This is a genomic window from Laceyella putida, from assembly GCF_042665195.1.
GTDB classification, from domain to species: Bacteria; Bacillota; Bacilli; order Thermoactinomycetales; family Thermoactinomycetaceae; genus Laceyella; species Laceyella putida.
This window is the reverse complement of record NZ_JBHTBW010000019.1, coordinates 191,966-216,636: the sequence shown is the minus strand read 5'-3', so window position 1 is coordinate 216,636 and position 24,671 is coordinate 191,966. Positions and strand designations below refer to the sequence as shown.

The window sequence follows — 24,671 nt, the reverse complement described above, 5'->3', positions numbered from 1 at the left end:
ATCTTTCATTCCTGAAAGGTTGGAAACGCTTGCCCAATTAAACATAAAGACATTTAGCCCCCTAAACACGTTAGGGGGCTTTAGGCCAGTGAGAAACCCAAAGGATATGCGTGGCCCTTGCTTAATCGGCCCCGTACACTCCGGGAGTGGGTACGGACACCCCATGCTGTTTGAGATAGACGAACAATTGGCCACGGTGATCGTTCTCATGATTGATCAAGATCTGCAAAAGCATAAATGCGGGCAAAGGAGGGGCAAATGGGTTTTCGATCGGCTCTGTCCAATTCTCCAAGCTTTCCAAAAGTTCGCGATGTTTAACCGTTCCTTCTTGCAATGCTTTTTTGGCATCGGACAAAGAAACGTATTTTTCAGATTGATACGGTTCCCATATTCTCCATGAGCCTTCATGACGGTCAAAGTCCCATCCTTTTCCCAGCAATCCTTCAATAAATGAAAATTCAATAGACAAAAGATGCAAGACATGCTCTCGAAAGGACATGGTGTCTTCAGAAACACGGTACTCGGCATGTTCTTGCGGAATCAAATCGACCATTTCAATCGTTTTTTTGCGTTCTTGTTGCCAATACGTCAGACACCCCAGTTTAATATCCAATGTTGATTCCCTCCTTAAAGAAACAGTTAATCTATTTCGAATTTTAACAATTATTCTCGGGGAATAAAGTGGCCTTTAGTATCATTATGGGGTGTAATCATCGTACTGGCTTGAACTGCCACAGGAGAGTTCGTAAAACTATATAAAATGATTAAGGTTTCTTATGGTCCACATACAGCCAGTCAAGGGCAGATGTTTATCCCGCTGCTTTCAGTAGTTCTCGCCAGTTATCATACCTTGAGTCAAAAAAGTCTGTAAGCCTCCGATCATGTAAAAACCCCGGGAGGTTCACAGACTTTGATGAATTGAACGAATTACACACGGACAGCATTATTCATACTTAGCATGACATGTTTCTACCACTATATACCCAATTCGATTTTGGCCAACACCCGGCAAAGGTCCTCCTTCGTCTTCTCATAGCCCAGTTCATTTCCCCACTCCATGTAGTAGGTGCAATTGTTAGAGCTGAATACTGTTCCGTTTGCTTGGGCCCTTTCGTTGACCCTGCCATTCGTGGCTTTCTTTGCCGAACTCATTATATTCTTTCCTCCTTCAAGGGTTAATCGAATTTAACCAATCACTGTCTTTTTAGATTTTCAATGTAGAAAGAGTTTCATGCAGTTTTTTCTCCTTACAGCCAGTTTCGACAAAACGCTTGCCACAGAAACGGATTTTAAATTCTGAAAAATCACACCCAAGACCAACCAACCTAAGCCACGAACATTCCCCTTATTAGTCCCAATGGGGTAGACCCTTATGATTTCAACTTTCGCTTCCAAATAGCAACTTACATTTTTTCCTAGTGTTTACTTTTTATTAAAGCCTTGCTTCTCAACAAACTCTTTCATATACATCCTGGCTGGATGTGAAAGCTTTTGAGCCATCTGGCCTGTCCATGTATCATTACGGACCCCGCCTGTACGTTCTCTATAATACTTTTTAATGATGTCATTATATTGTTGCAGTTGTTCTTTTAACCGATTTTCATCTTGCTCGTATTCCTCTTCATGGTAAACATGTTCAAATGGTAAGCGAGGTTTTTTGCAGGATTCATGAAGCGGATATCCTATTGTCATGGCAAAAAGCGGTAACACCCGTTCTGGTGTACGCAATACTTTTGCTACTTCTTTCAAATTATTTCGCAGTCCTCCAATATAACAAATCCCAAGACCCATTGACTCCGCCGCGATGGCTGCATTTTGCGCCGCCAATGCCGCATCAATCAGAGACACCATGAATTTTTCGGTACTTTCAAGAGAGGATGTAAGATCTTTTCCTTCCATTTGAGCCACTACATCATGACGATGCAAATCTGCGCAGAAAACCAATAAATGGCCGTTTTTCTCTACATACGGTTGATTGCCGGCTAATTCAGCAAGTTTTTTCTTTTTCTTAGGATCCTTAATGCCAATAATTGAGTAAGCCTGGATATAACTTGACGTAGAAGCAGCTTGAGCAGCTTCGACAATCGTACGAATCTGTTCGTCTGTTAAAGGACGATCGTCATATTGGCGGATGGAACGATGCTTTAAAATTGTTTCAATCACTTGATTCACTCTTGATCCCTCCAACTAACATTTAAATTCGTTTTACCTATAAATTGCTTCTTCGTCATCATACTTAATACCTTGTACAGTGCGTTTTTCTAGAAGCTATTTCAAAACCATCTTTTGGATGGAGAAATGGCTATTGCGATCGCGATCGCTCCAAACCCGTTTTCCCATTCACTTCACTTGTCCATCGGCGCTTATCGGGAAAAGGTTTTTCCGACGCCTCCTATCAATCAACTTGATTTGCCGAACATGTCCCAATAATTTAAATGGAATATTTGCCAATCGATTATATGTATGAAAGAAGAGGATCTATGCTCTTATATTGATCATGGTATCCTCTGATCATTATAGTATATTTAACTATTAGAATGACATCGGCACATTACCAATGTAACTATCAGAGTGCAATGATCTGAATGATAAAGATGGATAGAAGAATGAACCGGACTTAAATAAACCAAATGCCATGAGGTGATTTGCAGTGGTTGTCACGAATGAGCCAATTTCTTCAACAACTGATGAAAAAGCGAAAGAAAAGCGGGGTTCGAATCGGATACAACGAGAAAAGCACATGCGGGTTATCCAAGTTTCATTTAACGTTGGACCATTTTAAAGATGGGGATTATGTAACGGAGGCAAACGGATTAACCATCTACTACCGGGAAGATGTTGTTCCACATTTACATCGCCTGCATATCTCATATAAAAACGGGAGATTTGAGTTAAGAGCCGTTGATCACTCCCTTTAAAACCGACCCATCCAAAATACGTTTAAAAGCGGAGCTACAGAAAAGCCCCCCTCATCCCAAACCCCTTGCAAACACTGCTTTCCATTAAAGTTGGTGTAGTGTGTTCACAAATACATGCGTGACGGCTCCGATTAATTTTCCGTTTTGGATAATCGGGCTGCCACTCATCCCTTGAACAATTCCTCCCGTTTTTTTCAAAAGACGGGGATCCGTTACCTTAATGATCAATCCTTTGGTTGCCGGATACTTTTGCCGTAGTGCGTGCAGAATTTGGATATCGAATGATTCTACTTTTTGTCCGTCGACCACCGTCAAAATCTTTGCTGGCCCCTCTTTTACCTGATCAGCCAAAGCAACGGGAATGATGGACTCAGCTTTGCCTCCAGCTGGAATTTTGCCCATCTGCCCAAAGATGCCAAACGGCGAGTTCTTCTTGATGTTGCCCAAGACCTGATCTTCTTGGAAAAAAATTGCCCGTTTTTCGCCAGGTTCCCCTGACTCCCCTTTTTGAATCGACGTAACACTGGATTGCACGATTTTGCCATCACCCACCCGAATCGGCTGGCCTGTATCCATATCGGTAATGACATGGCCCAAAGCGCCGTATACCTGATGGGTTGGATCATAAAACGTTAGTGTTCCCACCCCTGCTGCAGAATCTCGGATGTAAAGACCCAAACGGTACATCTGTTCTTTTTCATCAAACACAGGTCGAATCGACACGTTTCTTTTTTTCCCATCCCGTATGATCACCAACCGCAGCATTTGTTTCGCTTTGCCGGCTTTATTCACCGCTCTGGCGACATCCCCAATCTGTTTCACCGACACGCCATTGATTTGCGCAAGATAATCCCCTACACGAATATCTGCTTGTTCCGCTGGTGATTTTTGTTCGCTTTTTTTGCCGTGCACCACATGATGTCCCACGACTAACGCCCCATCCGAACGCAACTTGACACCAATGGATTGTCCACCAGGCACCACTTTCAGATTGGGATACACATGGACATCCACATTTTTGATCGGGAGCCTGCCAAATAATTTTAATGTCAGATGGGCTTTTCCTACCGCCTGGGATAACAAGGTCATGGGGTGATGGAGATCAAGTGGCACATGGGCTTTCGCCAAACCATTCACATGAAGGATATCGGGATTGGAAACACTGGCGGTAGCCGAAACGGGCATGGAAAGCTGAAGTTTGCACCATTCTCCCTGCAAGAGACGAATTTCATGGGGAAAGTTGGTAAATTGGCGAAACGTCGTGGTGGTACTTCCCAACATGATGAGAAGCACGAGGAGAAAACCAAACCATTGTTTTGCTGAAATCCTGTTCATTTTCATCACTCTCCTCAAGCTTCCCGCCTACCCCTCCGCCTTATTCGAGGTCTTTACTAACTTTAAGTTAACCGTGCCTTTCTGCTTTTATGTTCGACAAATGCTTCCTCCGGCAAATAAAAAATGCCTTTGACCGACCAAAGGCATCATCCCTCGATCCAATCAACGGCATTCATCTGTTCCGCTTCACTTTTTCGGCCATGCGAATCATCTCTTCCGCATGTTGCATCGTCCGGTTTGTCACTTCAACTCCACCCAGCATGCGGGCCAATTCCATGGTGCGTCCACGACGATCCAAAGGTTCCACTTTCGTGCGTGTTTTATCATCCTGCAGCTCTTTGGATATATAGAAATGATGATCAGCCATGCAGGCCACTTGCGGCAAATGGGTTACGCATAAGATTTGGTTTTGCTTAGAAACCACCGCGATTTTTTCGGCGATCGCTTGTGCCGCCCGCCCGCTCACACCTGTGTCAATTTCATCAAAGACCAATGTATGCGCGCTGTCCGTTGCGGTAAAAATACACTTTAAAGCAAGCATAATGCGTGACAATTCCCCACCTGAGGCGATTTTGGTCAGGGGTTTTAACGGTTCGCCCGGGTTGGGGGCAATTTGGAATTCAATCACATCTTGTCCATGCGGCAAAAGCTCATTCGCTTGGTACGACTCGGAATAAAAGGCCACGTGAAACACGGTCGAAGCCATGTTCAAATCGGCCAGTTCTTGCTCCACTTTCGTTTCCAATTGGGCGGCCGCTTCTTTACGCAACTGCGTAAGCGTTTTGGCCATCGCATGGAGCTCGGCTTCAATCGAGCTGATTTTCTCTTCCAGTTCGGCGACGGACTCTTCGCGATGCTCCAATTGATTCAACTCTTGCCGCACTTTTTCCCCGTGGGCAAGGATGTCGGCAATCGACTCCCCATATTTTCGTTTCAATTGCTTAATCAGATGCAATCGTTCTTCAACCTCATTGAGACGCCCCGGATCAAACTCAAAGCCATCCCGATAGCGCCCGATGGCCCGCGCCGCTTCTTCCAGTTGATAGTAGGCAGACTGAACATTTTCCAGCAAACTGCCCAACGACTCATCCACTTCCACCAACCCTTCCAAGTGGTTCAACGCTTCTTGAACCCGCTCCAACCCGCCTTGTTCCCCATTCAAGTGTTGGTAAGCATGAGCCGTATGCATCATCAACTTCTCCGCGTGAGCCAATCGGTTGCGTTCTTGCTCAAGTTCTTCTTCTTCACCAGGCACCAGTGCCGCCGCTTCAATTTCTTGTGCCTGAAACTGTAACATATCCACCCGGTATGCCAACTCTTTCTGGTCCATATGGTAACGGGCCAGTTCTTTTTTTAGCGCTTGATATTCGCGATAACGGGATTCGTACTGTTCTCTCAGCTCTATCACTTCACTCCCGGCAAACGTATCCAGCCAGGCCAAATGCTCTTCCACGCGCAAGAGCGCTTGGTGTTCATGCTGTCCTGATATATCCAATAAGGTTTGTCCCATTTGTTTCAGCATGGCTAGTGTAATGGTGCGCCCATTGATACGGCATACGCTTTTGCCGTTCACGGTGATTTCCCGTCGAATGATCAACGAGTCCAACTCATCGTCGGCAAAGCCCCACTCCCTAAGCAATGCATGAGCAGGATGGGAAGAAGACACTTCAAACAGGGCCTCAATCTCTGCCTTCTCCTCACCGTACCGCACAAAGTCGGCTGATGCGCGGCCACCGATCACCAAGCCGAGCGCATCGATTAAAATGGATTTACCCGCTCCCGTTTCGCCTGTTAACACATGAAACCCATCTTTGAATTGCAGTCTGACTTCTTCAATGATCGCAAATTGGCGAATTACGAGTTCTTTGAGCATCTCTTTCTCTCGCCCCTTATACCAGATCCAAGAAGCGTTGCACTAGCTCTGGTGCTTTTTCTTTTGAACGGCAAATGATCAAGATGGTATCATCCCCAGCGAGGGTTCCCAAAATCTCCTCCCAATCCAGGTGATCCATCAAGGCTGCAATCGCATGGGCATTCCCAGGCAACGTCTTCAACACAATCAGATTTTCACTCGCATCAATCGAAACGAACGATTCCTGCAAGGTGCGTTTAAGCTTTTTGAGCGGATTGATCCGCTTGTCTTCAGAAGGCATGGAATACTTGTACGTTCCTTTCGATGTAGGAACTTTGACTAACTGCAATTCTTTGATGTCACGGGATACAGTGGCTTGCGTAACGTTATAACCCGCTTGCTTCAACTCTTCCACAAGTTCATCTTGCGTTTCGATCTCTTTCATGCCAATGATTTCACGAATTTTAATATGACGCTGTGCCTTCATCACTTTCCTCCTACCCTACTATCCACGCTTTCTCCTTGAAGTTTTTTGCGAACAACTTCAAAAAATGAACGGTCTTGCCATTTTATCAAGTGTGCGGGTGTGCGGGAGCGTTTCACTCGCACCACATCCCCTTCCTTCAAACAATACCCAATTTGCCCATCAATGGTAATTCCCATCTCATGATGAACAGCGGAGACATGGATTTCCAACACCGCTTCCGCAGGCAAGACCATCGGCCGCGATGTGAGGGTGTGGGGACAGATCGGTGTAAGCAAAAGCACTTGTATTCCCGGATGCACGATGGGCCCCCCGCACGAAAGGGAATATGCCGTCGATCCCGTTGGGGTGGAAACGATCAAACCATCGCCGGAGTATGTGCCCAAAAACATGCCGTCCATATAGGCTGTGCATTGGATCATCCGACCAAAGGAACCTTTGGCGATCCCGATGTCATTGAGGGCGGTTCCCGTTTCAATCACCGCTCCATCTCGCAATACTTCCGCCTTTAACATCAACCGCTGTTCAATGAAATAGTCCCCTTTTAACACACGGTCAACGGCCATGGATAAATCATCCGGTTCCGCTTCTGAAAGAAAACCGAGTTGCCCCAGGTTGAATCCCAGGATCGGTAGTTGCGCTTCCGCAAAACGGCGCGCCATCCCGAGGAGAGTCCCGTCTCCCCCTAACACAAAAACCAGCTGCACATGGTCAGCGAAGTGTTCCAACTCCAATCCCAGATCCGGACGTTTAAGTTGTGTAGCCAAAGCTGCGTCCACAACGACTTTTGCCTTGCGCTTCTCCAAGAGGTGAACCAGTTGCTCCGCCACTTGCACTCCCTTTGGTTTACTCTGGTTCACTGTGATACCAATGGTTTTCAACAGTTCCACCTCTATCTCCTCAAGTCCATCATAGTAGAATCAGCCACAACAATAACACGCCAACCCCCAATGCTCCGGCCATCGCCATCCAGTTTCGCGACGGTTTGGGATGGACAGACACCTCCGGCAAATCAAACTGTATACATTTGACCGACCTTTTTTCGCGATCAACATATAACATGCCGTCCGGTTGATACATCAGATACTGAGTCAGAAAAAAATCACGCAAACCGGCACCTGATAGGCGCAAGGGTTTCCGTTCCCTCGCCACGATTACAATATAACATTCCCCATCCCGTCTTGCGATATAATCAATATATAAGCGGCTGTCATAACCCTTGCCATCCACCTCAATGGAGAGGGGGACTTTTTGCTTGCCGCTTATGACTTCATAACCGTTTTCCCTTAACAGATCCGGCACTTCTCCCCGAAACGGCGCATCCGTCTCAGGAACGGATTTTTTTCTTATCCGCGGTATCCATTGCATCACGATGACGTACATGATGGCACCTAACATCAGGAAAAGAACGAAGGTATCCCCAGGTTGAGCCATTGCCCTCCCTCCCTTTCCCTATTTATTCGCATCTAGGTAAAGGAACCCTGCTAAAAATTCAAGGGATTGTCGATTCGCGCGTTCTTTTGCGAGTGTCTCGCATGAGCCTTGGCGACGACTTGGGCTATTTCCTCATGAAAGTCCGGGATTTCTGTGGGCGGTTCCAAGACCAAATAACTTAGAAACTCAATGTTTCCTTCGCCCCCTTTGATAGGGGAAGGAGCGAGCCCCCGCACATCATAACCCAGCGTCGTAGCCATTTGCACAAAACGGCTCAACACTTCACGGTGGATCGATGGGTCTTTGACGATCCCCTTTTTGCCCACTTGCTCTTTTCCCGCCTCAAATTGCGGTTTAACCAGCGCCATCACTTCCCCTTGCGGCTGCAATAATTTCTTTAATACGGGCAAGATGTGGCTCAGTGAAATGAAAGAAACATCGATTACCGCAAAATCAGGAGGATCTCCCTTCAAGTCTTGCGGTTCAAGATAACGGAAATTGGTTCGCTCCATCACGATGACGCGCTCATCTTGACGTAATTTCCAGGCTAACTGGCCATAGCCAACATCAATCGCATACACCTGTTTCGCGCCGTTTTGCAACGCGCAATCCGTAAAGCCGCCAGTGGAAGCCCCTATATCCAACACAACTCGGCCCACCATCTGAATCGGAAAAGCGCGCAAGGCTTCTTCCAGCTTTAAGCCGCCACGGGAAACGTAAGGATGAAGCTCCCCTTTCACCTCAATAATAGCATCTACGGGGACTTTCGTCCCCGCTTTATCCATCCGTTCATTATTCACTATCACAAGCCCTGCCATAATCGAGCGTTTCGCTTGTTCACGGCTTGGAAAAAAGCCTTTATCTACAAGCAATACATCGAGACGTTCTTTTTCCACTTGCAACCCTCATGCTTTCTGGATTTTTTGCGCAACATGCTGACGAACTTCCTCCGCGATCGCTTCCGGCGTAAGCCCAACCTCAGCGCGTTGCTCAGCAATGCTACCATGTTCTACATAATAATCCGGCACACCCAGCACTTTTACTCTCATCCCAACTTGTTCCTGTTCGGCGTAATATTCCAGTACTGCGCTTCCAAATCCACCTGCAATACAAGCCTCTTCCACCGTGACGACAGGAATCCGTTCACGTGCCAGCTCATCCAAACATTCTGTATCCAATGGCTTCGCGAATCGGGCATTGATCACCCGGGCCTCTATCCCCAAGGACGCCAAGCGCTCACTTGCGGCCAACGCAACCGGCACCATGGTGCCCAACGCGAGAATGGCCACGTCGTTTCCGTCGCGCAGGCATTCCGATTTGCCGATTGGAATTTCTTTGAATTCCTCATCCATCGCCACACCCAAACCCGCTTCTTTGGAATAACGAACAGCAATCGGCCCCTCGTGCTTGACCGCGGTATAGAGCATGTGCTGCAACTCATTTTCATCTTTTGGCATCATGATCACCAAATTCGGTTGGTTGCGCATGAAGCTGATGTCATAAATTCCTTGGTGGGTCTCCCCATCCTCTCCCACAAACCCGGCTCGGTCAATCGCGAACACCACCGGCAGGTTTTGGCGGCATACATCGTGCACGACTTGGTCATAACCCCGTTGCAGGAAGGTGGAGTATATCGCCAGGACAGGTTTGAGGCCTTGGGTGGCCAATCCCGCAGCAAAAGTGACGGCATGCTGCTCAGCAATCCCCACATCAAAACACCGATCTGGAAATGTTGCCTGAAATTTCTCCAGTTTGGAACCTGTCAACATCGCTGGGGTGACAGCGACAATCCGTTGATCCTGTTCGGCCAAACGGACGAGGGTATTCCCAAACACCGCCGGGTAAGCCGGCGCTCCACTCGCCTTTTTCTGGAATGCTCCCGATTCGATTTTGTAAGTGCCAACGCCATGGTAAACAACCGAATCGTTTTCCGCCGGTTTGTAGCCATACCCCTTTTTCGTCACAACATGAACCAACACAGGTCCTTTTGTCTTTCCGGCCAACCGCAAGCTTTCCATTAATTCATCCAGCTTGTGGCCATCAACCGGGCCCAAGTAGGTAAAACCGAGCGTCTCAAAAAACACGCCAGAGACGACAAGATATTTCAAGCTATCTTTGATCCGCTCCACCGTTTTGGCGAATGGGGCACCCACGGTGGGGATTTTCATGAGAAGCTGTTCCACTTCTTCTTTCATTTTGTTGTAGCTTTTATTAGTCCGCAAACGTCCCAAATGATTATGCAGGGCCCCGACATTGGGGCTGATCGACATTTCGTTGTCATTTAAAATGACGATCAGGTCTTTTTTGGTCTCACCGATATGGTTTAATGCCTCGAGCGCCATTCCCCCGGTCAGTGCTCCATCGCCGATAATGGCAATTACTTTGTTGTCGTCACCTTTGATATCGCGCGCCGTGGCCATCCCCATCGCTCCGGATAAGGAAGTGCTGCTATGCCCCGTTTCCCACACGTCATGCTCGCTTTCCCTCATCTTGGGAAACCCGCATAGCCCTTTATATTGCCTTAACGTGGGAAACATCTCACGACGTCCCGTCAAAATCTTGTGGACATACGCTTGATGCCCCACATCCCACAGCATTTTGTCCCGCGGACTGTCAAATAGGTAATGGAGAGCGATGGTGAGCTCAACCACCCCAAGGTTGGACGCCAGGTGGCCCCCTGTTTTCGATAAGCTCTCTATGAGAAATTGACGAATTTCCTCTGCTAATTTCGGTAATTCTTCTACAGATAACCGTTTAAGTTGATCTGGAGAATTAATCTGTTCGAGGAGCACGAATAACGCCTCGCTTTCGCTTTCTTTTCTTTTTCGACTTCACATGAAAAAAGGACAGTTGAAACTGTTGATTGATCCGATGGAAAAACTTGCCCACTTGAAAAACAATTTGATTGGAATAATGAATGGATAAGGTCTTGCCCAGCGCTTTTCCCCCGACGGTCAACGCGGAAATAAGTGACACCAATGCGACATCGACCCATTCTCTGCCTTGTTGCCATTCGGGAAATGAAGTCACAAATGAAGCCACCACAGCCACAGCGACTGCACCACTGATTACTCCACTGATATCGCCAACCACATCATTGCAAAAGTTGGAAAATTGATCAGCCCGTCTCACTATTCCTATCGCTTCCTTGGCCCCCGGGATCTTTTGGGCTGCCATGGCGTGAAGCGGCTTTTCTGAAGCGGCTGTGGCGGCAATGCCCAACATGTCAAACCCTATCCCGATCGCCACGATCATCAATAAGACCAAGAGCCCTCCACTCCAAGACATCCCCGCCAACAGCGTATGGGAAGAGGTGGATAATACACAAGCAATGGACGCGGATAGAAGGCTGATCGTTATAGCCCAGCGCATTGATTTTCGGAGTAATGAAACCATTAGGTAAAGTCCCCTTCGTCCCCAACATTCCAGAAAAATGCCGGTCTCAAGATGGACCGGTTTCCGTAGCTAACACTTCGTCAGTATGTAATTTCCCCGGTTTTTACACCTATATGTGGAGAAGAGTGGAAACTACCTAGGTAAACTCTGCGGCTTAGGTCCAGTAGGCTTTCCCAAAGAAGTATCCCCATCGTCGCCAATCGGGCGGTTTCCCTTTATAACCTCTTTCAGCACCGTCACCGGATGCTGGACTGGACTACCACTTAGTCCGCACTTTAATCCCTAGATAGCCATGCCTTCTACAGCAAACAGTCTAGGAGTTTTCCTCAACAGCCCATTCCAGTCTCCTAGCCTCTTTTGCAACAGGGCTTTCAACCATGTTATGCCAACAAAGTATCCCCACCCTGTCACTCAAGGCAGGCTACGCTGCACCCAGTTCTCTCCCGAGATGCAGGTTCATACCCCAAACCGTCGTTCCCGCGTGAGAACGTACACGACGAACTTGGGCCTCCGCGGAAGAAGGGTCAACGCCCGCATGCCATTGCGGATCGCCCTTCAACCTTAACTCTCAGCATCAGCCCGCAGCTGGGCGCCACAAGCCAACACCAAGAACTTCATCGATGTGCCCTTTAGCGGATTTTTAGCCCCGCCTTCAGAGGTGGCGGGCTGACTAGAATACTGCACCACTCTTCCGTAAGTACATTTTATTATAGCATAAGCTTACTGCATTAGCATCTTGCAGAACTTACCTATCTCGAGCCAAGAGATAGTCTGCAATCTGGAGCAATCGTTCCGGATTGAGACCGGCATGGCCGATAAGCGCGTTTTTCGCTTGATCTGTCATTTCCAGCAGGCGCTGGCGTGACTTTTCCAAGCCTATCAAAGCGGGAAAAGTCGCTTTATGATTGGCTTCATCACTGCCGACCGGTTTTCCGATCAGTTGGCTGTCGCCAACAACATCCAAAATATCATCTTGAATCTGAAATGCCAACCCCAAACGGTAAGCATAATGGGTCAAAGAAGCCAGGCACGCTTCATCCGCCCCGCCGACTAACGCTCCGGCACGCACAGAAAAAGCGATGAGATCCCCCGTTTTGCGTTGATGGATGCTCTCCAGCTCGGCCAGGGTAATCTGTTGGTTCTCACTCAACAGATCATCCACTTGCCCGCCTACCATCCCTTTGGCACCGGCCGCACGGGACCCTTCGGCGATCAGGGTCAAAGCCACATCCGGTGAAAGTCCCGTTTCTTTTGCCCCTTGCGCCATAAGACCGAAGGCTTCCGTTAACAAAGCATCGCCGGCCAATATCGCTTGAGCTTCGCCATATACCCTATGATTGGTCGGTTTTCCGCGGCGCACATCATCATCATCCATCGCCGGCAAATCATCATGAATAAGGGAATAAGTATGAATCATTTCAATCGCGCATGCAAAAGGCAAGGCTTTGTGACTGTCTCCCCCCAGCGCTTCCACTGTCGCCAAGACAAGAACAGGCCGCAAACGCTTACCACCGGCTAAAAGGGAATAACGCATCGCTTCCTTCAGGGTAGATGGAATTCCCTCTAACTGGGTTGTGTAATCGTCAAGGGCCTGATGTACAAGCTCAGCTTTATCTTTCAAGTAGCTTTCAATCCGCACCTACTCCAAGTCCTCCTCTACAGCAAACGGCTTTTTCGTCCATTCCCCATTTTCCTGTACCAACATCTCCACTTGTTGCTCCGCCCACTCCAGCTTTTTGCCGCAAAAATGGGCCAATTTCATCCCTTCATCAAACAACTGGATCGCTTGTTCCAATGGTGCATCCCCACGCTCCAACAGCTGCACCACTTCTTCCAATCGCTCCAATGCCTTCTCAAAGGGGAGCGACTCCAGTTGAGTCAGATCGATAGGATCACTCATCGCTTTTTCCCTCCGATCTCCATACTTGACATTTGATTTGGCCATCAGCCAATCTAACACGGATCAGGTCACCGGGTTGCACCTGTTGACTCGACTTCACCAATTGGTTGCTCCCATGCCGATAGACGAGCGAATATCCGCGTTGCATGACCTTGAGCGGACTCAGCGCATCCAACTGGGCTACTAACGAGTGATGCTTTTGCCGCCATTCTTTCAGCTTTCGCATCATTTCCTGCCGATGTTGCCGTTTTAAGGTAGCGATTTTCTCCCTCATTTGCTTGATGCGTTCTTGCGGATGGTGCGTCGCCAGACGAACGCGTTCGCTTGCCAAGCGATGGCTCTTTTCTTTGACCAGTTGTGCCATGGCGCGCATCAACCGCGCTTCCAGCTCATCACGCCGTTGCACATATTGGTGCAAACGGGCGTGAGGGTACTTGAATATGGGATGATCCACGCTTTTCTCCAACCGCTCTCTGGCCCGGCTGAGCGCCGACGCTTGGGCTCTCAGCAAACGTTGTTTCAACAAAGCGACCCGCTCTTCCATCTCCTCGATATGAGGAACGGCCAGTTCGGCCGCAGCGGTTGGTGTTGCCGCACGCACATCGGCCACAAAATCGCTGATCGTCACATCGGTCTCATGGCCCACGGCTGAGATGATGGGCAATTCTGAGCGATAGATCGTGCGGGCCACAATTTCTTCATTAAATGCCCACAACTCTTCGATCGAGCCGCCTCCCCGTCCCACAATCAGCACATCCGCTTCCCGATGGAGATTCATCTGTTCAATCGCTGCCGCTATTTCATGCGGAGCTTTTTCCCCTTGAACGGACACAGGAAACAATAAGATCCGGGTAAGCGGGAAGCGGCGGCGCATGGTGGAAATGATGTCGCGCACCGCCGCCCCATGTGCCGAAGTGACAACCCCTACTGTTTTGGGGAAATCAGGAATCGCTTTTTTGGGAGCCTCAAACAAGCCCTCTGCGGCCAACTGCTCTTTCAAACGCTGAAACGCCACATACAAGTCACCCACACCGCTCAATCGCATGTCTTGGGCATAAAACTGCAAGCTTCCACCCTTTTGATAGATGGAAACATAGCCTTTGACCAACACGCGATCACCGTTTTTGGGGACAAACCGTAAGCGACGGTTATTTCCGGCAAACATCACCGCATTCAGGGTGGCGTTTTCGTCTTTCAAAGTAAAATACATATGGCGACTATGGGTATGTTGCGAGAAGTTGGATATTTCCCCTTCCACCCATACCCCTTTCAAACTGTCGTCGTTTTCCAGTTTGTAGTAAAGATGCTGAACCAAATCCGTTACCGACCAGACCTCGCGTTCGGACTCACGGATCATCATGCTCCCTCACTTCGTCAATAAAAATGGTTGAAGCCATTCTCACCATAACATGTTCCGGCAAAACCGTCTACGCTTATTTGCCAATTCGCTTGGCCGCTTCCACCGTGTTGCGCATCAACATCGCAATCGTCATCGGGCCCACTCCACCCGGAACCGGCGTAATCGCGGAGGCGATCTCCTTCACCTCGTCAAACTTCACATCGCCGACCAATTTGCCATGATGGCGGTTCACTCCTACGTCAATCACCACGGCTCCTGGCTTGACATGCTCTCTTGTAAGCATCTCCGGCCGGCCCACCGCCGCGATTAAAATATCCGCTTGTCTGGTATATGAAGCCAAGTCCACGGTGCGGGAATGACACATCGTTACGGTGGCATCGGCCCGTTGCAAGAGCAAGGAAATCGGCTTGCCTACAATATTGCTGCGGCCAACCACTACCGCATGTTTTCCCGCAATCTCTGTGCCGCTTTGCTTTAACAATTCCATAATGCCAAAAGGCGTGCAAGGCAAGAACGCCTCTTGTCCAATAACCAAATTGCCGACATTGATTGGCGTGAACCCATCCACATCCTTGGCCGGCGAGATGGTGGCAATCACTCTATCCGGATTGATATGGTCAGGCAACGGCAATTGCACCAGAATGCCATGAACGCTTGGGTCCGCATTGAGTTGTTCAATCTGGTCCAACAACGCTCGTTCGGAAATAGACGATTCCAAGCGAATGAGCTGGGAGTTGATCCCCACTTCTTCAGAAGCGCGGATTTTACCTTTCACATACGATTCGGAGGCCGGATGGTTTCCGACCAACACCACCGTCAGGCTTGGAATGACGCCTTTCCCCTTCAATTGGTCCGCTTCGCCTTTCAGGTTTCTTTTTACCGCTTGTGCAATGGCTTTCCCATCAATAATGGTTGCTGTCATTTTTTCACACCCTTATTTCTTAACATTAATAGCAATTCAACCTATTAATGTTCAGTTTATCCTGTTCATATATAGATGTAAAGAAAAAATGAGAGGGGATTTACCCCTCGTTTAAGTCTCAATTTCTTGTTCACCCATGGGCTGGGGCGGCTTCAAGCCGGCCACCAGTCTACCCAACACTCCATTTACGAAGCGGCCCGATTCCACACCGCTGAACGCTTTTGCCAAATCCACCGCTTCATTGAGAACAGCGGCATGCGGAATATCCGTCTCATACATCAACTCGTATACCGCCAAACGCAAAACGGCACGGTCAACGGAAGAAATGCGGGCGAGCGACCAACCTTCCTTAAGGTGGCTTTCAATCATCGAATCGATGGTCGCCTGATGCTCCCTCACTCCTTGGGCCAACCGGAGATAAAACGAACGATCTTCTTGCGCCAATTTTTCTCCTCTCGCCTGGATCACATTCGTTTCTTCATCAGGATGAAAATCGCATTCGTACAATGCCTGAATCACTCTTTCGCGTGCGGTTCTTCTGCTCATTAAAACCTTCCTCCAAAAAGAAGCCCGAGCAGAGTCTGCCCGGTCCCATAATATGACGCATCCATTTTATCGAGCATGGTTGATCTCACTCTTCACCCGTTCTGAGTGGCACTCGCTTGTTCATATCTTATCCAGATGAGTTCGATCTCTTGCATGGGCAATTCAGCTGATGCCCGTCCAAGGGGTTGCGTCTCTTTTGTTTTTACTCCGTTTTCTCTTGTGGCATCTTGATGCCGTCCACACGAACAATCACTTTATCGACGGCCAAGCCTGTCATGCTTTCCACCGCCGATTTCACTTGCTCTTGAATTTCACGGCCCACATCGGGAATATGGTAGCCGTATTGGACAACGACAGCCAAATCAATCGTAAGTTGCTCTTCCAGATCCACACGGATCCCTTTTTTCAGGTTTTTGCGGCCAAGCAGTTGGTTGATGTCGCCAACCACACCCCCGCTCAAACTGATGACCCCTTCCACACGGGAAGCCGCGATGCCCGAAATCAATTGTATCACTTCCGGGGCAATCTCTACTTTGCCTAGCTGGTTCGCATCATAATGATATAATTCACTCATGCCGATCGATACTCTCCTCATCTAAATTGGTAGTCTCCAAGAATTGGATATGGAAATCACCCGACACGAACTTGGGATGGTTTAAGACCTTGAGATGGAACGGAATCGTCGTGTGAACCCCATCGATCGCAAATTCTTTGAGTGCGCGGTTCATGCGTTCAAGCGCCTCCTGCCGATCTTTTCCCCATACAATGAGTTTAGCCACCATGGAATCGTAAAAAGGAGAAATCTGATACCCTTGGTAGCACGCGCTGTCAATGCGGACGCCATTTCCACCAGGTGGCAGGTAAAATTGGATCTTTCCCGGGGACGGCATAAAGTTTTTGTCCGGGCGTTCGGCATTGATCCGACATTCAATGGACCAGCCGTCAAATTGTACGTCTTCTTGTTTCCATTGTAGCTTTTCGCCCGCGGCGATGCGAATCTGTTCTTTTACCAAATCGATGCCCGTAATCAGCTCAGTCACGGGATGTTCCACTTGAATCCGGGTGTTCATCTCCATAAAGTAGAAATGGCCTTCTTTATCCAGCAGGAATTCGACTGTTCCCGCTCCGGAGTATTGAACAGATTCCGCCGCTTTTACGGCCGCTTCACCCATTCGGGAGCGCAACTCTTCACTTAATGCGGGGGATGGCGCCTCTTCGATCAGCTTTTGGTATCGGCGCTGAATGGAACAATCCCGTTCACCCAAATGAATCACGTTGCCGTAATTGTCAGCCAGGACTTGGATTTCGATATGGCGGGGTTCCACCAAAAACTTTTCCAAATAGACCCCTGGATTGCCAAAGTTGGCTTCCGCTTCTTTTTGCGCTAAAGTAATCGCCCGTTTCAGCTCATCTTCATTGTAAACGACCCGCATCCCTTTTCCACCACCGCCCGCCGTGGCTTTCACAATAACGGGATAGCCGATCTCGCCCGCGGTTTTGGCCGCCTCGTCAAGGTCTTGAATAACCCCTTCGGTTCCCGGCACGGTGGGTACACCGGCCGCTTTCATGGTATCTCTCGCCGTGGTTTTATCCCCCATCTTGATGATCGCATCGGGCGATGGGCCGATAAATGTAATGTTGCATGCCATGCACAACTCCGCAAAATCCGCGTTTTCCGCCAAGAAACCGTAACCTGGGTGAATCGCGTCGGCTCCCACTAACGTTGCCGTGCTGAGCAGGTTAGTCATATTTAAATAGCTGTCTCGCGCCATCGCGGGTCCGATGCAATAGGCTTCATCTGCCAAGGTCACGTGCAGCGCTTCGCGATCCGCTTCCGAATATACGGCAACAGTGCTGATTCCCAATTCGCGACAAGCGCGAATGATGCGAACGGCAATCTCACCACGGTTGGCTATTAACACTTTCTTAAACATCGAATGAACCTCCTCCCTTGGCCTATGATGTTTTCACCAGGAACAGAGGTTGCCCGAACTCAACCAGCTGACCGTTTTCCACGAGAACTTTCACAATGGTTCCACGCACCTCTGCTTCGATCTCGTTCATCAATTTCATCGCCTCTACGATGCAGACAACAGACTCTGCGTTGACGGTGTCGCCTTCTTTCACATACGGATCGGCATCTGGTGCGGGGGCGCGATAAAACGTGCCGACCATGGGAGAAACGATTTTATGTAAGTTAGCGTCATCCACATTTTCTTCCGCTTTAGCGGACGCTGCCACTTGTGGCGCTTCTTCGGTTACCGGCGCTTGTGGGGCGGTTAAGGGAGCCTCCGGAGCGGGAGGGGTTGCGACCACATTGGCAGGCGCTTGTGACGCGACCGCCACGGCTCGTTCGCCGGCTTTTTTAATGGTTATTTTGGTGCCGTCGTTATCGATTTCGAATTCTTCAATACTCGACTCATCGATCAGTCGAATCAGTTCGCGAATCTCATGCATTTTAAATGCCATCATATTCACTCCTTGTGATTTCTTGGTCAAGGATACATTATAATAACGCTAATAGCATAACGTTTTTTTAGTGGTTTGACCACCCCTTGACAGGAATCGGTCACTCACCTGGTTCTTCCTTCATCCTTGCAGAAATAGCTTCAAAATCACTTACACATCCATCCTACTTGTTTCCAAATCTAATATCAACTTTTAATACCTGATACTAATTCGCACATGATGGTCAATCTCGGTTTCCCCCTTATTCTCGCCCGATGTTCAACCATTCTATCCAGTCGTTAACGTTAATACAATTGTAAAACATTTCACCACAAACATCTTTCACTCAATTTGACCAGCGAGTATAATAAAGAAGTCATCCCATTTCCCCTCCAGATGAAAAACGTAGCCTTAGTAGAAAAGCGTTTGGCCTCGTCCAAACGCTTTTTTATATAAAAAGAGCCAGTTTCCTTAAAGAAAACCGGCTCTCTCGCCCATTCACTTCCGAAAAGCAACCGATACGTTGAGCGGTGACACATTGAGATGCTGTTTCACCAAACTGATCAGCTTCACCACTTGCGCTCTGCTCAACTGCTCGGTCTGTACGACGACATCGACATGCGGATTGTTGCTGACAACCACGGCATCGCGGAAACCCTCTTGACGAATCAGTTCTTCCATTACCGTTTCCGCATTGTCCACTTTCATCAATTCCTCAATTTTTCGGTTGGCTTCCTGCAACTCTTTTTCTGACGCATCGGGATTGGTCAAGACCTTCATGTAGTCTTCAACCATTTTTTGTCGCAGCGTGCTCCGTTGCAACTGATACCCCACAAAGTAGTCACCTTCGTCCTTCTTGTTCAACAAGTCTTTGGACCCTGCATTGGCGGCGGGCTGATCGATCGGTTTAATGTTGACATCGACGCCTGTCGCCGTTTGCTTCACTTGATTGGTCACTTGGCGGACAGGTTCCACGGGCCCCGTCACAATGTAATAGGCGGACAACACCACCATAATCGACAACATGGTTACCAGCCATACCGTTTGTTTATTCACTGACATGTTTAACCCTCCTTATCCTTTTGGCAAAACGGAAATGCGGTGCATGGGAACATCCAAGGTGCGCTGGATGGCTTCAATCACAATGGCCTTGACTTGCAGGTTTTCCACCCCGCGCGCCACGACCAGCACGCCGCGCACTTTGGGCTTGAGCCTCTTCACGACGACGGGCCGCTCGCCATTTTCATTGCGATAATAAGCCGTCTTTTTGTCACGGGTGTTTTGCGTAATGGAGCGATTGCCTCCTGATTTGTCCCGTTCTGTCGTCACTTGCTCTGATTGGCGCTCATCGGTTTGCACCACTTCTTCCTCGGTCGAATCGAGGTTGACAACAACCGAGACATCGTCCACGCCGACAATTTTGCTCAGCACTTCCGCCAATTGTTGTTCAACCTGCCGTTCGTAATCCTGCATGGTCGATACTGGCTGTTTCGCTTGAGGCTTGGCTGACGTGGGCATTACACTCATCGGATCAGGCGGCGTGGCATTTTCTTTCACCCCGATGAACGAAGAGAACAACATGATTGCCACACCGGCTCCCCCTAAGATCACCATCCATCCCAACTTACTTTTCTGCTTGTCGCTGCTTCCCATTTTTGCTTCCAACCGTTTCATCCATTTACTGAGCAATTTGCTTCACCTCCCACTTTGCCCTAAAGCGCATCCACCACCACATGCACTTGTTCTCGCCGCAGATGCCAAACATCCGAAAGGTAAGTTGAGATTTTGGAAATGAACGCTTGCCCCGCTTGCTCCACCCGCCCTGAAGCGGGAACCGTTTCCCCTTCGCCAACCGCAATATGTACGGGTTGAATCGGTTTGCCTTCAGCGGCGGAGTGAGGAGATATCGGCACACGGGCCATCACGTGGATGTGTTTAATCTGGGCCATGCCCTCTGGCCCAGTTTGCAACGCGACCTTGGCTTCCATCACTTCCACGCCAAACTTTTGCTCCACTTGTTCTGTGACGTTCAGCTCCATCTGCTTCGTCGTTTGCTCTTGAATGAGCCGGTCTTGCGTCGCTTTCATCTGGTTGCTCTGCTCTTGAATTTGGTGAAGGGAGGCCATTTGTTTTTGCTCTGCTGGTACATTGGCAAAAGCCAGCGCCGACAAGTCCAAATCTTGCGTCAACAATTGGAAGATGGGTGTCAGGATGGCCATGATGATGAGCAGCCCCATCACCAACTTGACATAACGATCCAGGGCATTGTTGGGCAGCAACAAATCGATAAACGTCGCAATCAACACCAGAATGATAATCTGTTTCAGCCAATCACTTATCCACTCGATCACTTTGGATCACCTACCTCATCATCACCGAGACATTTCCGGAAGCTACGATAATTGTAATGGCCAAGAAAAACATCAAGCCCACCGTTGCCAACGCGGCAAAAACATAGATGAGGGTGCGGCCAATGGTGCTTAGGCTCTCGATGATGGGGCTGTTGCCCAAGGGTTGCATCACTGCCGCCGTAAAGTTGTAGATAAAGGCGAGCGACAAAATTTTCAATGCGGGAAACGCGCAAATAAACAACAAGATGAGTACACCTGCTAGTCCAATCGTGTTTTTGACCAAAAGTGAGGCACCGACCACCGTATCTGCCGCTTCTGAAATGGTGCGCCCAACCACCGGCACAAAATTCCCTGTGATATACTTGGCTGTCCGCAGCGTGACTCCATCGGCAATCGAGGCGGTCGCCCCTTGAATAGAGATCACGCCGAGAAAAATCGCCAACAATCCCCCCAACACCGACACGCTGATTTTCCTCAGTAACCCCGCCAGGTGATCCAATTTATACTTTTCGGACAAACAGCTGACGATGCTTAAAATGGCCGACAAGAAAAGCAACGGAAAGACGACGGTGTAGATAAAGGTGCCAATCATATGGATCATGAACACGATCAGTGGATGGAATAAGGCCACCGATCCGAAGTTGCCCATGGACACCAATAGCGTCAACATCATCGGCACCAAGGCGAGCATAAAGTCGATCATCCGTCCGATCGCCGTCTTGGCGGAATCCACCGCCACATGAAAACTGTTGGCAGCCAAGACGATCAGCACCATGAACACAATCGCGTAAGCTACTTGACTCACTTGGTTCTGCTCAAAAGCGGTCTGCAATGTTCGCAAGAGCATGCTTAACACCGTTAATATCACGATCGTGCCGAGCAGTTTGCCGTTATACAAAATCTCATGGAAGAAATAGCGCGCAAACGCCATCAGGACATGTTTCAGTGACAACTCTTTGTTGGGTGACAGCAAAAGATCAAAAATGTTTTGTCCCTGCGGTTCAGAGAGATACTGGCCATAATCGCTCTTCAGTTGCTTCCAAAACTCGTCCACTTGCTCCACTTGCAATTCGTTTAACTGGCTGCGCACCAACTGGTTCACCACAGAGGAACCGGGCTCTTCTTCCGTGGCAAACGCCGGGGTTGACCATAGCATAATGAGAAGGCACAGGAAGAAATTCAAGGTCCAATCGACTCGTTTCATCTATCTTCATCCTTACGCAGGCAAAATTCGGATGATCGTTTCGATAATCACGGTGATGATGGGAATCGCCATCACCATGATAAGCACTTTTCCCGCCAGTTCAATCTTGGAAGCGATCGACCCTTGCCCGGCATCTCTGGTCACTTGCGCGCCAAATTCAGCAATGTAGGCGATGCCGATGATCTTCAAGATCGTTTCCAGAAAAAGGTCGTTCACACGCGCTTGGTGGGCTAAGTTCTGCAACACTCCCAGTACCTCGGCGATTTTCCCCGCGATGGAGATAAAGATAATGACGCCAACAAAAGTAGCCAAAAGAAAAGCAAAGACCGGTTTCTGTTCCTTGATGACCAAGACGAGAAACGTGGTAATGAGACCCAGTCCCACCACCTGGATAATTTCCAAGCGGATCGCCTCCCGTCATGTGCGAAACAGGAACACATTCTTAATTGTCTGGAACAAATCTTCCACCAGCATCGCCACCATAAAGAGTACGACGACAAATCCAAACAAGGTCACCCAATGGGCGAAATCCTCTTTCCCCATTTGCTTCAGTACCGTGTGGATCATCGCGACAATAATCCCGATGCCCGCGATTTGAAACACGGAATCCAGATGATACGGCATAGGCACCCTCCATTCCAAATTTCGGTCAAATCATGAGAATCACCAATAAAGCTCCACTTAAAACCCCCATCGTTTTATACATTTTTTCAGACCGATCTTGTTCATCACGGGCGCGCTTTTCTTCTAATTCCAAATGATTACACGCCATCGTCAGATGATGCACTTGATCATGGCGATCTGATGTGCCAAGCACTTGGCACAGTTGCAACAATACGTCCTGTTCCGCTTGTTGCAGCGCCGTCTGTCTCCATTCTTGATCAATGGCGCGCTTAAAACATTCAAATGTAGAAGAGCCATCCCGTTTCATCAACTGATGGGCACTTGCCCGAAATAAAGCGGACACTTCGTTATCCTCATGTTCGGCAATATTGGCGCACGCTTCGGCGAGTGGCCTTGTCCCATATTCAATTTCCGTTTGCAATAAAGCGAGATAAGCACGGAGCTGCCTAATCTGTTTAGGGCGTTCCCGCACATGTCCGGCAAGGGTAAAGCCCAACCAACTGGTGGTGAAGAGCACCAACAATCCACCGATCAGCTTCATCATCATCCCCGAACCACCATTCCTTCTTTCCCGTTCCAGTAAAACGGCCGCAACGAATCATCCAATATTTTTTCCACCGTTCCCGGCCCTTGTTTGCGGCTGAGGATCATAATGCGGGAAAAAACCCGTTCCTCCAACAGCGGGGCAAGCGTGGGCCGGAGCGTCAACTCTTCGATCGATTGCCCATGCACGGTGGCAAATAAGGAGACTCCCGCATAAATCGCTTCATGAATCGCCCGGCTGTCTTCGGCTCGTCCCAATTCATCAACAACCAAGATGTCGGGTGACATGGAGCGAATCATCATCATCATGCCTTCCGCCTTGGGACACCCATCCAGCACATCCGTCCTTAATCCGACATCATGTTGCGGCACGCCATGCAAACAACCAGCAATTTCTGAACGTTCATCAACGATCCCCACTTTATATGCGGGGAACCCTTGTCCACCCGTGCCCGCTAATCGAGCGAGATCGCGGATCAACGTCGTTTTGCCGCATTGAGGCGGAGAAACGATTAATACATTCTCTATCTGTCCATCATGCAAAATGGTGGAAATCCAGCGGTCCCCTACCCCTTTAACCTGACGGGCTATTCGAATATTAAAGCCGGTAATCTCCCTTAGATGCTTGACAAACCCCTTTTCCACCACCACTCTTCCCACCAATCCGATGCGGTGACCGCCCTCAACTGTTACAAATCCCCGTCTGAGTTCTTCCTCCAGCGCATACAATGAATGGTTGCTGATTAAATTCAACAACTTCAGGCACTCGTCTCGCGTAGGAATCCAGGGAAGCGATGGAGTGCGGCTTAAAGCACCCTCTCTATTTACAAACCAGGCTTGGGTGGGAGTGATCACTTCCAGCGGCCGATCTTGGCGGATACGAATCTCTTCTAAACAATGGATCACCTCAGCGGGCAGGGATCGGATGGCTTCGCGCAACCTGGGTGGAAGAATCGCATAGATCGCTTGGAATGGCATGGAACACCTCCTGTCCCATGGTTCTTGTTTATTCCCATACATATGTAAGCTTGTTCCATTTATGACACACGGTAATTGCAAAAAAATGTTCCAGAAACACTACGAAAAATGCTCTTAGAACACTTTATGATAAGTCCTATGATTTCATTTTTCTTTAGATGCGTGCGATTTTATTGGACTTCGCTTTTCTTGCTTAAAAAGGTTTTGAACGATTGAACGAAACATTTTTAAAGGTCCGCCTTGCGGAAGAAAACACAGTGCCCTAGAACGTTTGGTTATCAAAGCATACGCCGGGCTATTTAAAGTTCGTCTGGTCAAATACGCTTGAGTCTCGCCCTTTAATTTGCGATTCGTGTGGTAACATTTATGCCAAATA

The 24,671-nt window shown here is 48.7% G+C and carries 29 protein-coding genes; 2 read left to right on the top strand and 27 right to left on the bottom strand.

What is annotated here, in order from left to right:
- Window positions 1–121 precede the first annotated feature (121 nt).
- The 3 genes from ACFQNG_RS07410 to nfsA all read right to left on the bottom strand — a co-directional run bounded on the left by ACFQNG_RS07410 (window position 122) and on the right by nfsA (window position 2,172).
- Window positions 122–613 carry a DinB family protein gene (locus tag ACFQNG_RS07410; RefSeq protein WP_379864259.1) on the bottom strand — a complete coding sequence of 164 codons (492 nt, stop codon included), beginning with the start codon at window positions 611–613 and terminating at the stop codon, window positions 122–124.
- A gap of 362 nt (window positions 614–975) precedes the next feature.
- A complete protein-coding gene (locus ACFQNG_RS07405; RefSeq protein WP_379864258.1) occupies window positions 976–1,152 on the bottom strand; it encodes a hypothetical protein in 177 nt (58 codons plus the stop codon).
- Between the two features lie 270 nt (window positions 1,153–1,422).
- Window positions 1,423–2,172 (bottom strand): oxygen-insensitive NADPH nitroreductase, encoded by a 750-nt coding sequence (gene nfsA, locus ACFQNG_RS07400; RefSeq protein WP_379864257.1) that lies wholly within the window; start codon window positions 2,170–2,172, stop codon window positions 1,423–1,425.
- A gap of 126 nt (window positions 2,173–2,298) precedes the next feature.
- Between nfsA and ACFQNG_RS07395 the strand changes: the two genes are divergently transcribed.
- Both ACFQNG_RS07395 and ACFQNG_RS07390 read left to right on the top strand, forming a co-directional pair.
- Window positions 2,299–2,430, top strand: coding sequence for a hypothetical protein (locus tag ACFQNG_RS07395; RefSeq protein WP_379864256.1), 132 nt, complete (start codon window positions 2,299–2,301; stop codon window positions 2,428–2,430).
- A 233-nt stretch (window positions 2,431–2,663) separates the two neighbouring features.
- Window positions 2,664–2,918 carry a hypothetical protein gene (locus tag ACFQNG_RS07390; RefSeq protein WP_379864255.1) on the top strand — a complete coding sequence of 85 codons (255 nt, stop codon included), beginning with the start codon at window positions 2,664–2,666 and terminating at the stop codon, window positions 2,916–2,918.
- A gap of 84 nt (window positions 2,919–3,002) precedes the next feature.
- On the opposite strand, the gene spoIVB is transcribed toward ACFQNG_RS07390, so the two are convergent.
- From spoIVB to spoIIIAA, 24 genes are all read right to left on the bottom strand, one after another.
- Entirely contained in the window at window positions 3,003–4,253 is a 1,251-nt protein-coding gene (gene spoIVB / locus ACFQNG_RS07385) for a SpoIVB peptidase (protein WP_379864254.1), read from the bottom strand.
- A 172-nt stretch (window positions 4,254–4,425) separates the two neighbouring features.
- Entirely contained in the window at window positions 4,426–6,126 is a 1,701-nt protein-coding gene (gene recN / locus ACFQNG_RS07380; RefSeq protein ID WP_379864253.1) for a DNA repair protein RecN, read from the bottom strand.
- A gap of 16 nt (window positions 6,127–6,142) precedes the next feature.
- Window positions 6,143–6,595 (bottom strand): transcriptional regulator AhrC/ArgR, encoded by a 453-nt coding sequence (ahrC, locus tag ACFQNG_RS07375; protein WP_379864252.1) that lies wholly within the window; start codon window positions 6,593–6,595, stop codon window positions 6,143–6,145.
- Window positions 6,592–7,470 carry an NAD(+)/NADH kinase gene (locus tag ACFQNG_RS07370; protein ID WP_379864348.1) on the bottom strand — a complete coding sequence of 293 codons (879 nt, stop codon included), beginning with the start codon at window positions 7,468–7,470 and terminating at the stop codon, window positions 6,592–6,594. The genes ahrC and ACFQNG_RS07370 overlap by 4 nt, the downstream gene beginning before the upstream one ends.
- 28 nt (window positions 7,471–7,498) lie before the next feature.
- On the bottom strand, window positions 7,499–8,023 hold the full coding sequence (locus tag ACFQNG_RS07365; RefSeq protein ID WP_379864251.1) for a hypothetical protein: 525 nt from the start codon (window positions 8,021–8,023) through the stop codon (window positions 7,499–7,501).
- A 50-nt stretch (window positions 8,024–8,073) separates the two neighbouring features.
- Window positions 8,074–8,919, bottom strand: coding sequence for a TlyA family RNA methyltransferase (locus ACFQNG_RS07360; protein WP_379864250.1), 846 nt, complete (start codon window positions 8,917–8,919; stop codon window positions 8,074–8,076).
- A gap of 9 nt (window positions 8,920–8,928) precedes the next feature.
- Entirely contained in the window at window positions 8,929–10,815 is a 1,887-nt protein-coding gene (dxs, locus tag ACFQNG_RS07355) for a 1-deoxy-D-xylulose-5-phosphate synthase (protein WP_379864249.1), read from the bottom strand.
- Window positions 10,796–11,419 (bottom strand): hypothetical protein, encoded by a 624-nt coding sequence (locus ACFQNG_RS07350; protein WP_379864248.1) that lies wholly within the window; start codon window positions 11,417–11,419, stop codon window positions 10,796–10,798. Before ACFQNG_RS07350 ends, dxs begins: the two co-directional genes overlap by 20 nt.
- Window positions 11,420–12,164: 745 nt before the next feature.
- Entirely contained in the window at window positions 12,165–13,058 is an 894-nt protein-coding gene (locus ACFQNG_RS07345; protein ID WP_379864247.1) for a polyprenyl synthetase family protein, read from the bottom strand.
- The gene (gene xseB, locus ACFQNG_RS07340) at window positions 13,059–13,319 is read right to left on the bottom strand and encodes an exodeoxyribonuclease VII small subunit (protein ID WP_379864246.1); all 261 of its coding nucleotides are present in this window, start codon (window positions 13,317–13,319) and stop codon (window positions 13,059–13,061) included.
- A complete protein-coding gene (gene xseA, locus ACFQNG_RS07335) occupies window positions 13,312–14,676 on the bottom strand; it encodes an exodeoxyribonuclease VII large subunit (RefSeq protein ID WP_379864245.1) in 1,365 nt (454 codons plus the stop codon). The genes xseB and xseA overlap by 8 nt, the downstream gene beginning before the upstream one ends.
- 76 nt (window positions 14,677–14,752) lie before the next feature.
- Entirely contained in the window at window positions 14,753–15,601 is an 849-nt protein-coding gene (folD, locus tag ACFQNG_RS07330; RefSeq protein ID WP_379864244.1) for a bifunctional methylenetetrahydrofolate dehydrogenase/methenyltetrahydrofolate cyclohydrolase FolD, read from the bottom strand.
- A gap of 111 nt (window positions 15,602–15,712) precedes the next feature.
- Complete coding sequence (gene nusB / locus ACFQNG_RS07325) at window positions 15,713–16,147, bottom strand: transcription antitermination factor NusB (protein WP_379864243.1); 435 nt, start codon at window positions 16,145–16,147, stop codon at window positions 15,713–15,715.
- A 202-nt stretch (window positions 16,148–16,349) separates the two neighbouring features.
- Window positions 16,350–16,721 (bottom strand): Asp23/Gls24 family envelope stress response protein, encoded by a 372-nt coding sequence (locus tag ACFQNG_RS07320; RefSeq protein ID WP_379864242.1) that lies wholly within the window; start codon window positions 16,719–16,721, stop codon window positions 16,350–16,352.
- On the bottom strand, window positions 16,714–18,081 hold the full coding sequence (gene accC, locus ACFQNG_RS07315; protein WP_379864241.1) for an acetyl-CoA carboxylase biotin carboxylase subunit: 1,368 nt from the start codon (window positions 18,079–18,081) through the stop codon (window positions 16,714–16,716). Before accC ends, ACFQNG_RS07320 begins: the two co-directional genes overlap by 8 nt.
- Window positions 18,082–18,103: 22 nt before the next feature.
- Complete coding sequence (gene accB, locus ACFQNG_RS07310) at window positions 18,104–18,619, bottom strand: acetyl-CoA carboxylase biotin carboxyl carrier protein (RefSeq protein ID WP_379864240.1); 516 nt, start codon at window positions 18,617–18,619, stop codon at window positions 18,104–18,106.
- A 474-nt stretch (window positions 18,620–19,093) separates the two neighbouring features.
- Window positions 19,094–19,657 carry a SpoIIIAH-like family protein gene (locus ACFQNG_RS07305; RefSeq protein WP_379864239.1) on the bottom strand — a complete coding sequence of 188 codons (564 nt, stop codon included), beginning with the start codon at window positions 19,655–19,657 and terminating at the stop codon, window positions 19,094–19,096.
- Between the two features lie 12 nt (window positions 19,658–19,669).
- On the bottom strand, window positions 19,670–20,284 hold the full coding sequence (gene spoIIIAG / locus ACFQNG_RS07300; RefSeq protein ID WP_379864238.1) for a stage III sporulation protein AG: 615 nt from the start codon (window positions 20,282–20,284) through the stop codon (window positions 19,670–19,672).
- Window positions 20,285–20,307: 23 nt separating this feature from the next.
- Entirely contained in the window at window positions 20,308–20,946 is a 639-nt protein-coding gene (gene spoIIIAF, locus ACFQNG_RS07295; protein WP_379864237.1) for a stage III sporulation protein AF, read from the bottom strand.
- 10 nt (window positions 20,947–20,956) lie between these two features.
- Window positions 20,957–22,150, bottom strand: coding sequence for a stage III sporulation protein AE (spoIIIAE, locus tag ACFQNG_RS07290; protein WP_379864236.1), 1,194 nt, complete (start codon window positions 22,148–22,150; stop codon window positions 20,957–20,959).
- 12 nt (window positions 22,151–22,162) lie between these two features.
- Entirely contained in the window at window positions 22,163–22,552 is a 390-nt protein-coding gene (gene spoIIIAD / locus ACFQNG_RS07285) for a stage III sporulation protein AD (protein WP_379864235.1), read from the bottom strand.
- A gap of 15 nt (window positions 22,553–22,567) precedes the next feature.
- Window positions 22,568–22,774: a stage III sporulation protein AC gene (spoIIIAC, locus tag ACFQNG_RS07280; RefSeq protein WP_379864234.1), complete on the bottom strand. Its 207-nt coding sequence runs from the start codon at window positions 22,772–22,774 to the stop codon at window positions 22,568–22,570.
- Window positions 22,775–22,799: 25 nt separating this feature from the next.
- The gene (gene spoIIIAB / locus ACFQNG_RS07275; protein ID WP_379864233.1) at window positions 22,800–23,321 is read right to left on the bottom strand and encodes a stage III sporulation protein SpoIIIAB; all 522 of its coding nucleotides are present in this window, start codon (window positions 23,319–23,321) and stop codon (window positions 22,800–22,802) included.
- Window positions 23,318–24,295, bottom strand: coding sequence for a stage III sporulation protein AA (gene spoIIIAA, locus ACFQNG_RS07270; protein ID WP_379864232.1), 978 nt, complete (start codon window positions 24,293–24,295; stop codon window positions 23,318–23,320). The genes spoIIIAB and spoIIIAA overlap by 4 nt, the downstream gene beginning before the upstream one ends.
- Between the last annotated feature and the right edge of the window lie 376 nt (window positions 24,296–24,671).

Excerpts from the sequence above, each read along its gene's own strand:
- ACFQNG_RS07405 (WP_379864258.1), bottom strand. The coding sequence starts at position 1,152 with ATGAGTTCGGCAAAGAAAGCCACGAATGGCAGGGTCAACGAAAGGGCC.
- ACFQNG_RS07395 (WP_379864256.1), top strand. The coding sequence starts at position 2,299 with ATGGCTATTGCGATCGCGATCGCTCCAAACCCGTTTTCCCATTCACTT.
- ACFQNG_RS07390 (WP_379864255.1), top strand. The coding sequence starts at position 2,664 with ATGAGCCAATTTCTTCAACAACTGATGAAAAAGCGAAAGAAAAGCGGG.
- spoIVB (WP_379864254.1), bottom strand. The coding sequence starts at position 4,253 with ATGAACAGGATTTCAGCAAAACAATGGTTTGGTTTTCTCCTCGTGCTT.
- recN (WP_379864253.1), bottom strand. The coding sequence starts at position 6,126 with ATGCTCAAAGAACTCGTAATTCGCCAATTTGCGATCATTGAAGAAGTC.
- ACFQNG_RS07365 (WP_379864251.1), bottom strand. The coding sequence starts at position 8,023 with ATGGCTCAACCTGGGGATACCTTCGTTCTTTTCCTGATGTTAGGTGCC.
- ACFQNG_RS07350 (WP_379864248.1), bottom strand. The coding sequence starts at position 11,419 with ATGGTTTCATTACTCCGAAAATCAATGCGCTGGGCTATAACGATCAGC.
- xseB (WP_379864246.1), bottom strand. The coding sequence starts at position 13,319 with ATGAGTGATCCTATCGATCTGACTCAACTGGAGTCGCTCCCCTTTGAG.
- xseA (WP_379864245.1), bottom strand. The coding sequence starts at position 14,676 with ATGATCCGTGAGTCCGAACGCGAGGTCTGGTCGGTAACGGATTTGGTT.
- folD (WP_379864244.1), bottom strand. The coding sequence starts at position 15,601 with ATGACAGCAACCATTATTGATGGGAAAGCCATTGCACAAGCGGTAAAA.
- nusB (WP_379864243.1), bottom strand. The coding sequence starts at position 16,147 with ATGAGCAGAAGAACCGCACGCGAAAGAGTGATTCAGGCATTGTACGAA.
- ACFQNG_RS07320 (WP_379864242.1), bottom strand. The coding sequence starts at position 16,721 with ATGAGTGAATTATATCATTATGATGCGAACCAGCTAGGCAAAGTAGAG.
- accC (WP_379864241.1), bottom strand. The coding sequence starts at position 18,081 with ATGTTTAAGAAAGTGTTAATAGCCAACCGTGGTGAGATTGCCGTTCGC.
- accB (WP_379864240.1), bottom strand. The coding sequence starts at position 18,619 with ATGATGGCATTTAAAATGCATGAGATTCGCGAACTGATTCGACTGATC.
- ACFQNG_RS07305 (WP_379864239.1), bottom strand. The coding sequence starts at position 19,657 with ATGTCAGTGAATAAACAAACGGTATGGCTGGTAACCATGTTGTCGATT.
- spoIIIAE (WP_379864236.1), bottom strand. The coding sequence starts at position 22,150 with ATGAAACGAGTCGATTGGACCTTGAATTTCTTCCTGTGCCTTCTCATT.
- spoIIIAC (WP_379864234.1), bottom strand. The coding sequence starts at position 22,774 with ATGCCGTATCATCTGGATTCCGTGTTTCAAATCGCGGGCATCGGGATT.
- spoIIIAB (WP_379864233.1), bottom strand. The coding sequence starts at position 23,321 with ATGATGATGAAGCTGATCGGTGGATTGTTGGTGCTCTTCACCACCAGT.
- spoIIIAA (WP_379864232.1), bottom strand. The coding sequence starts at position 24,295 with ATGCCATTCCAAGCGATCTATGCGATTCTTCCACCCAGGTTGCGCGAA.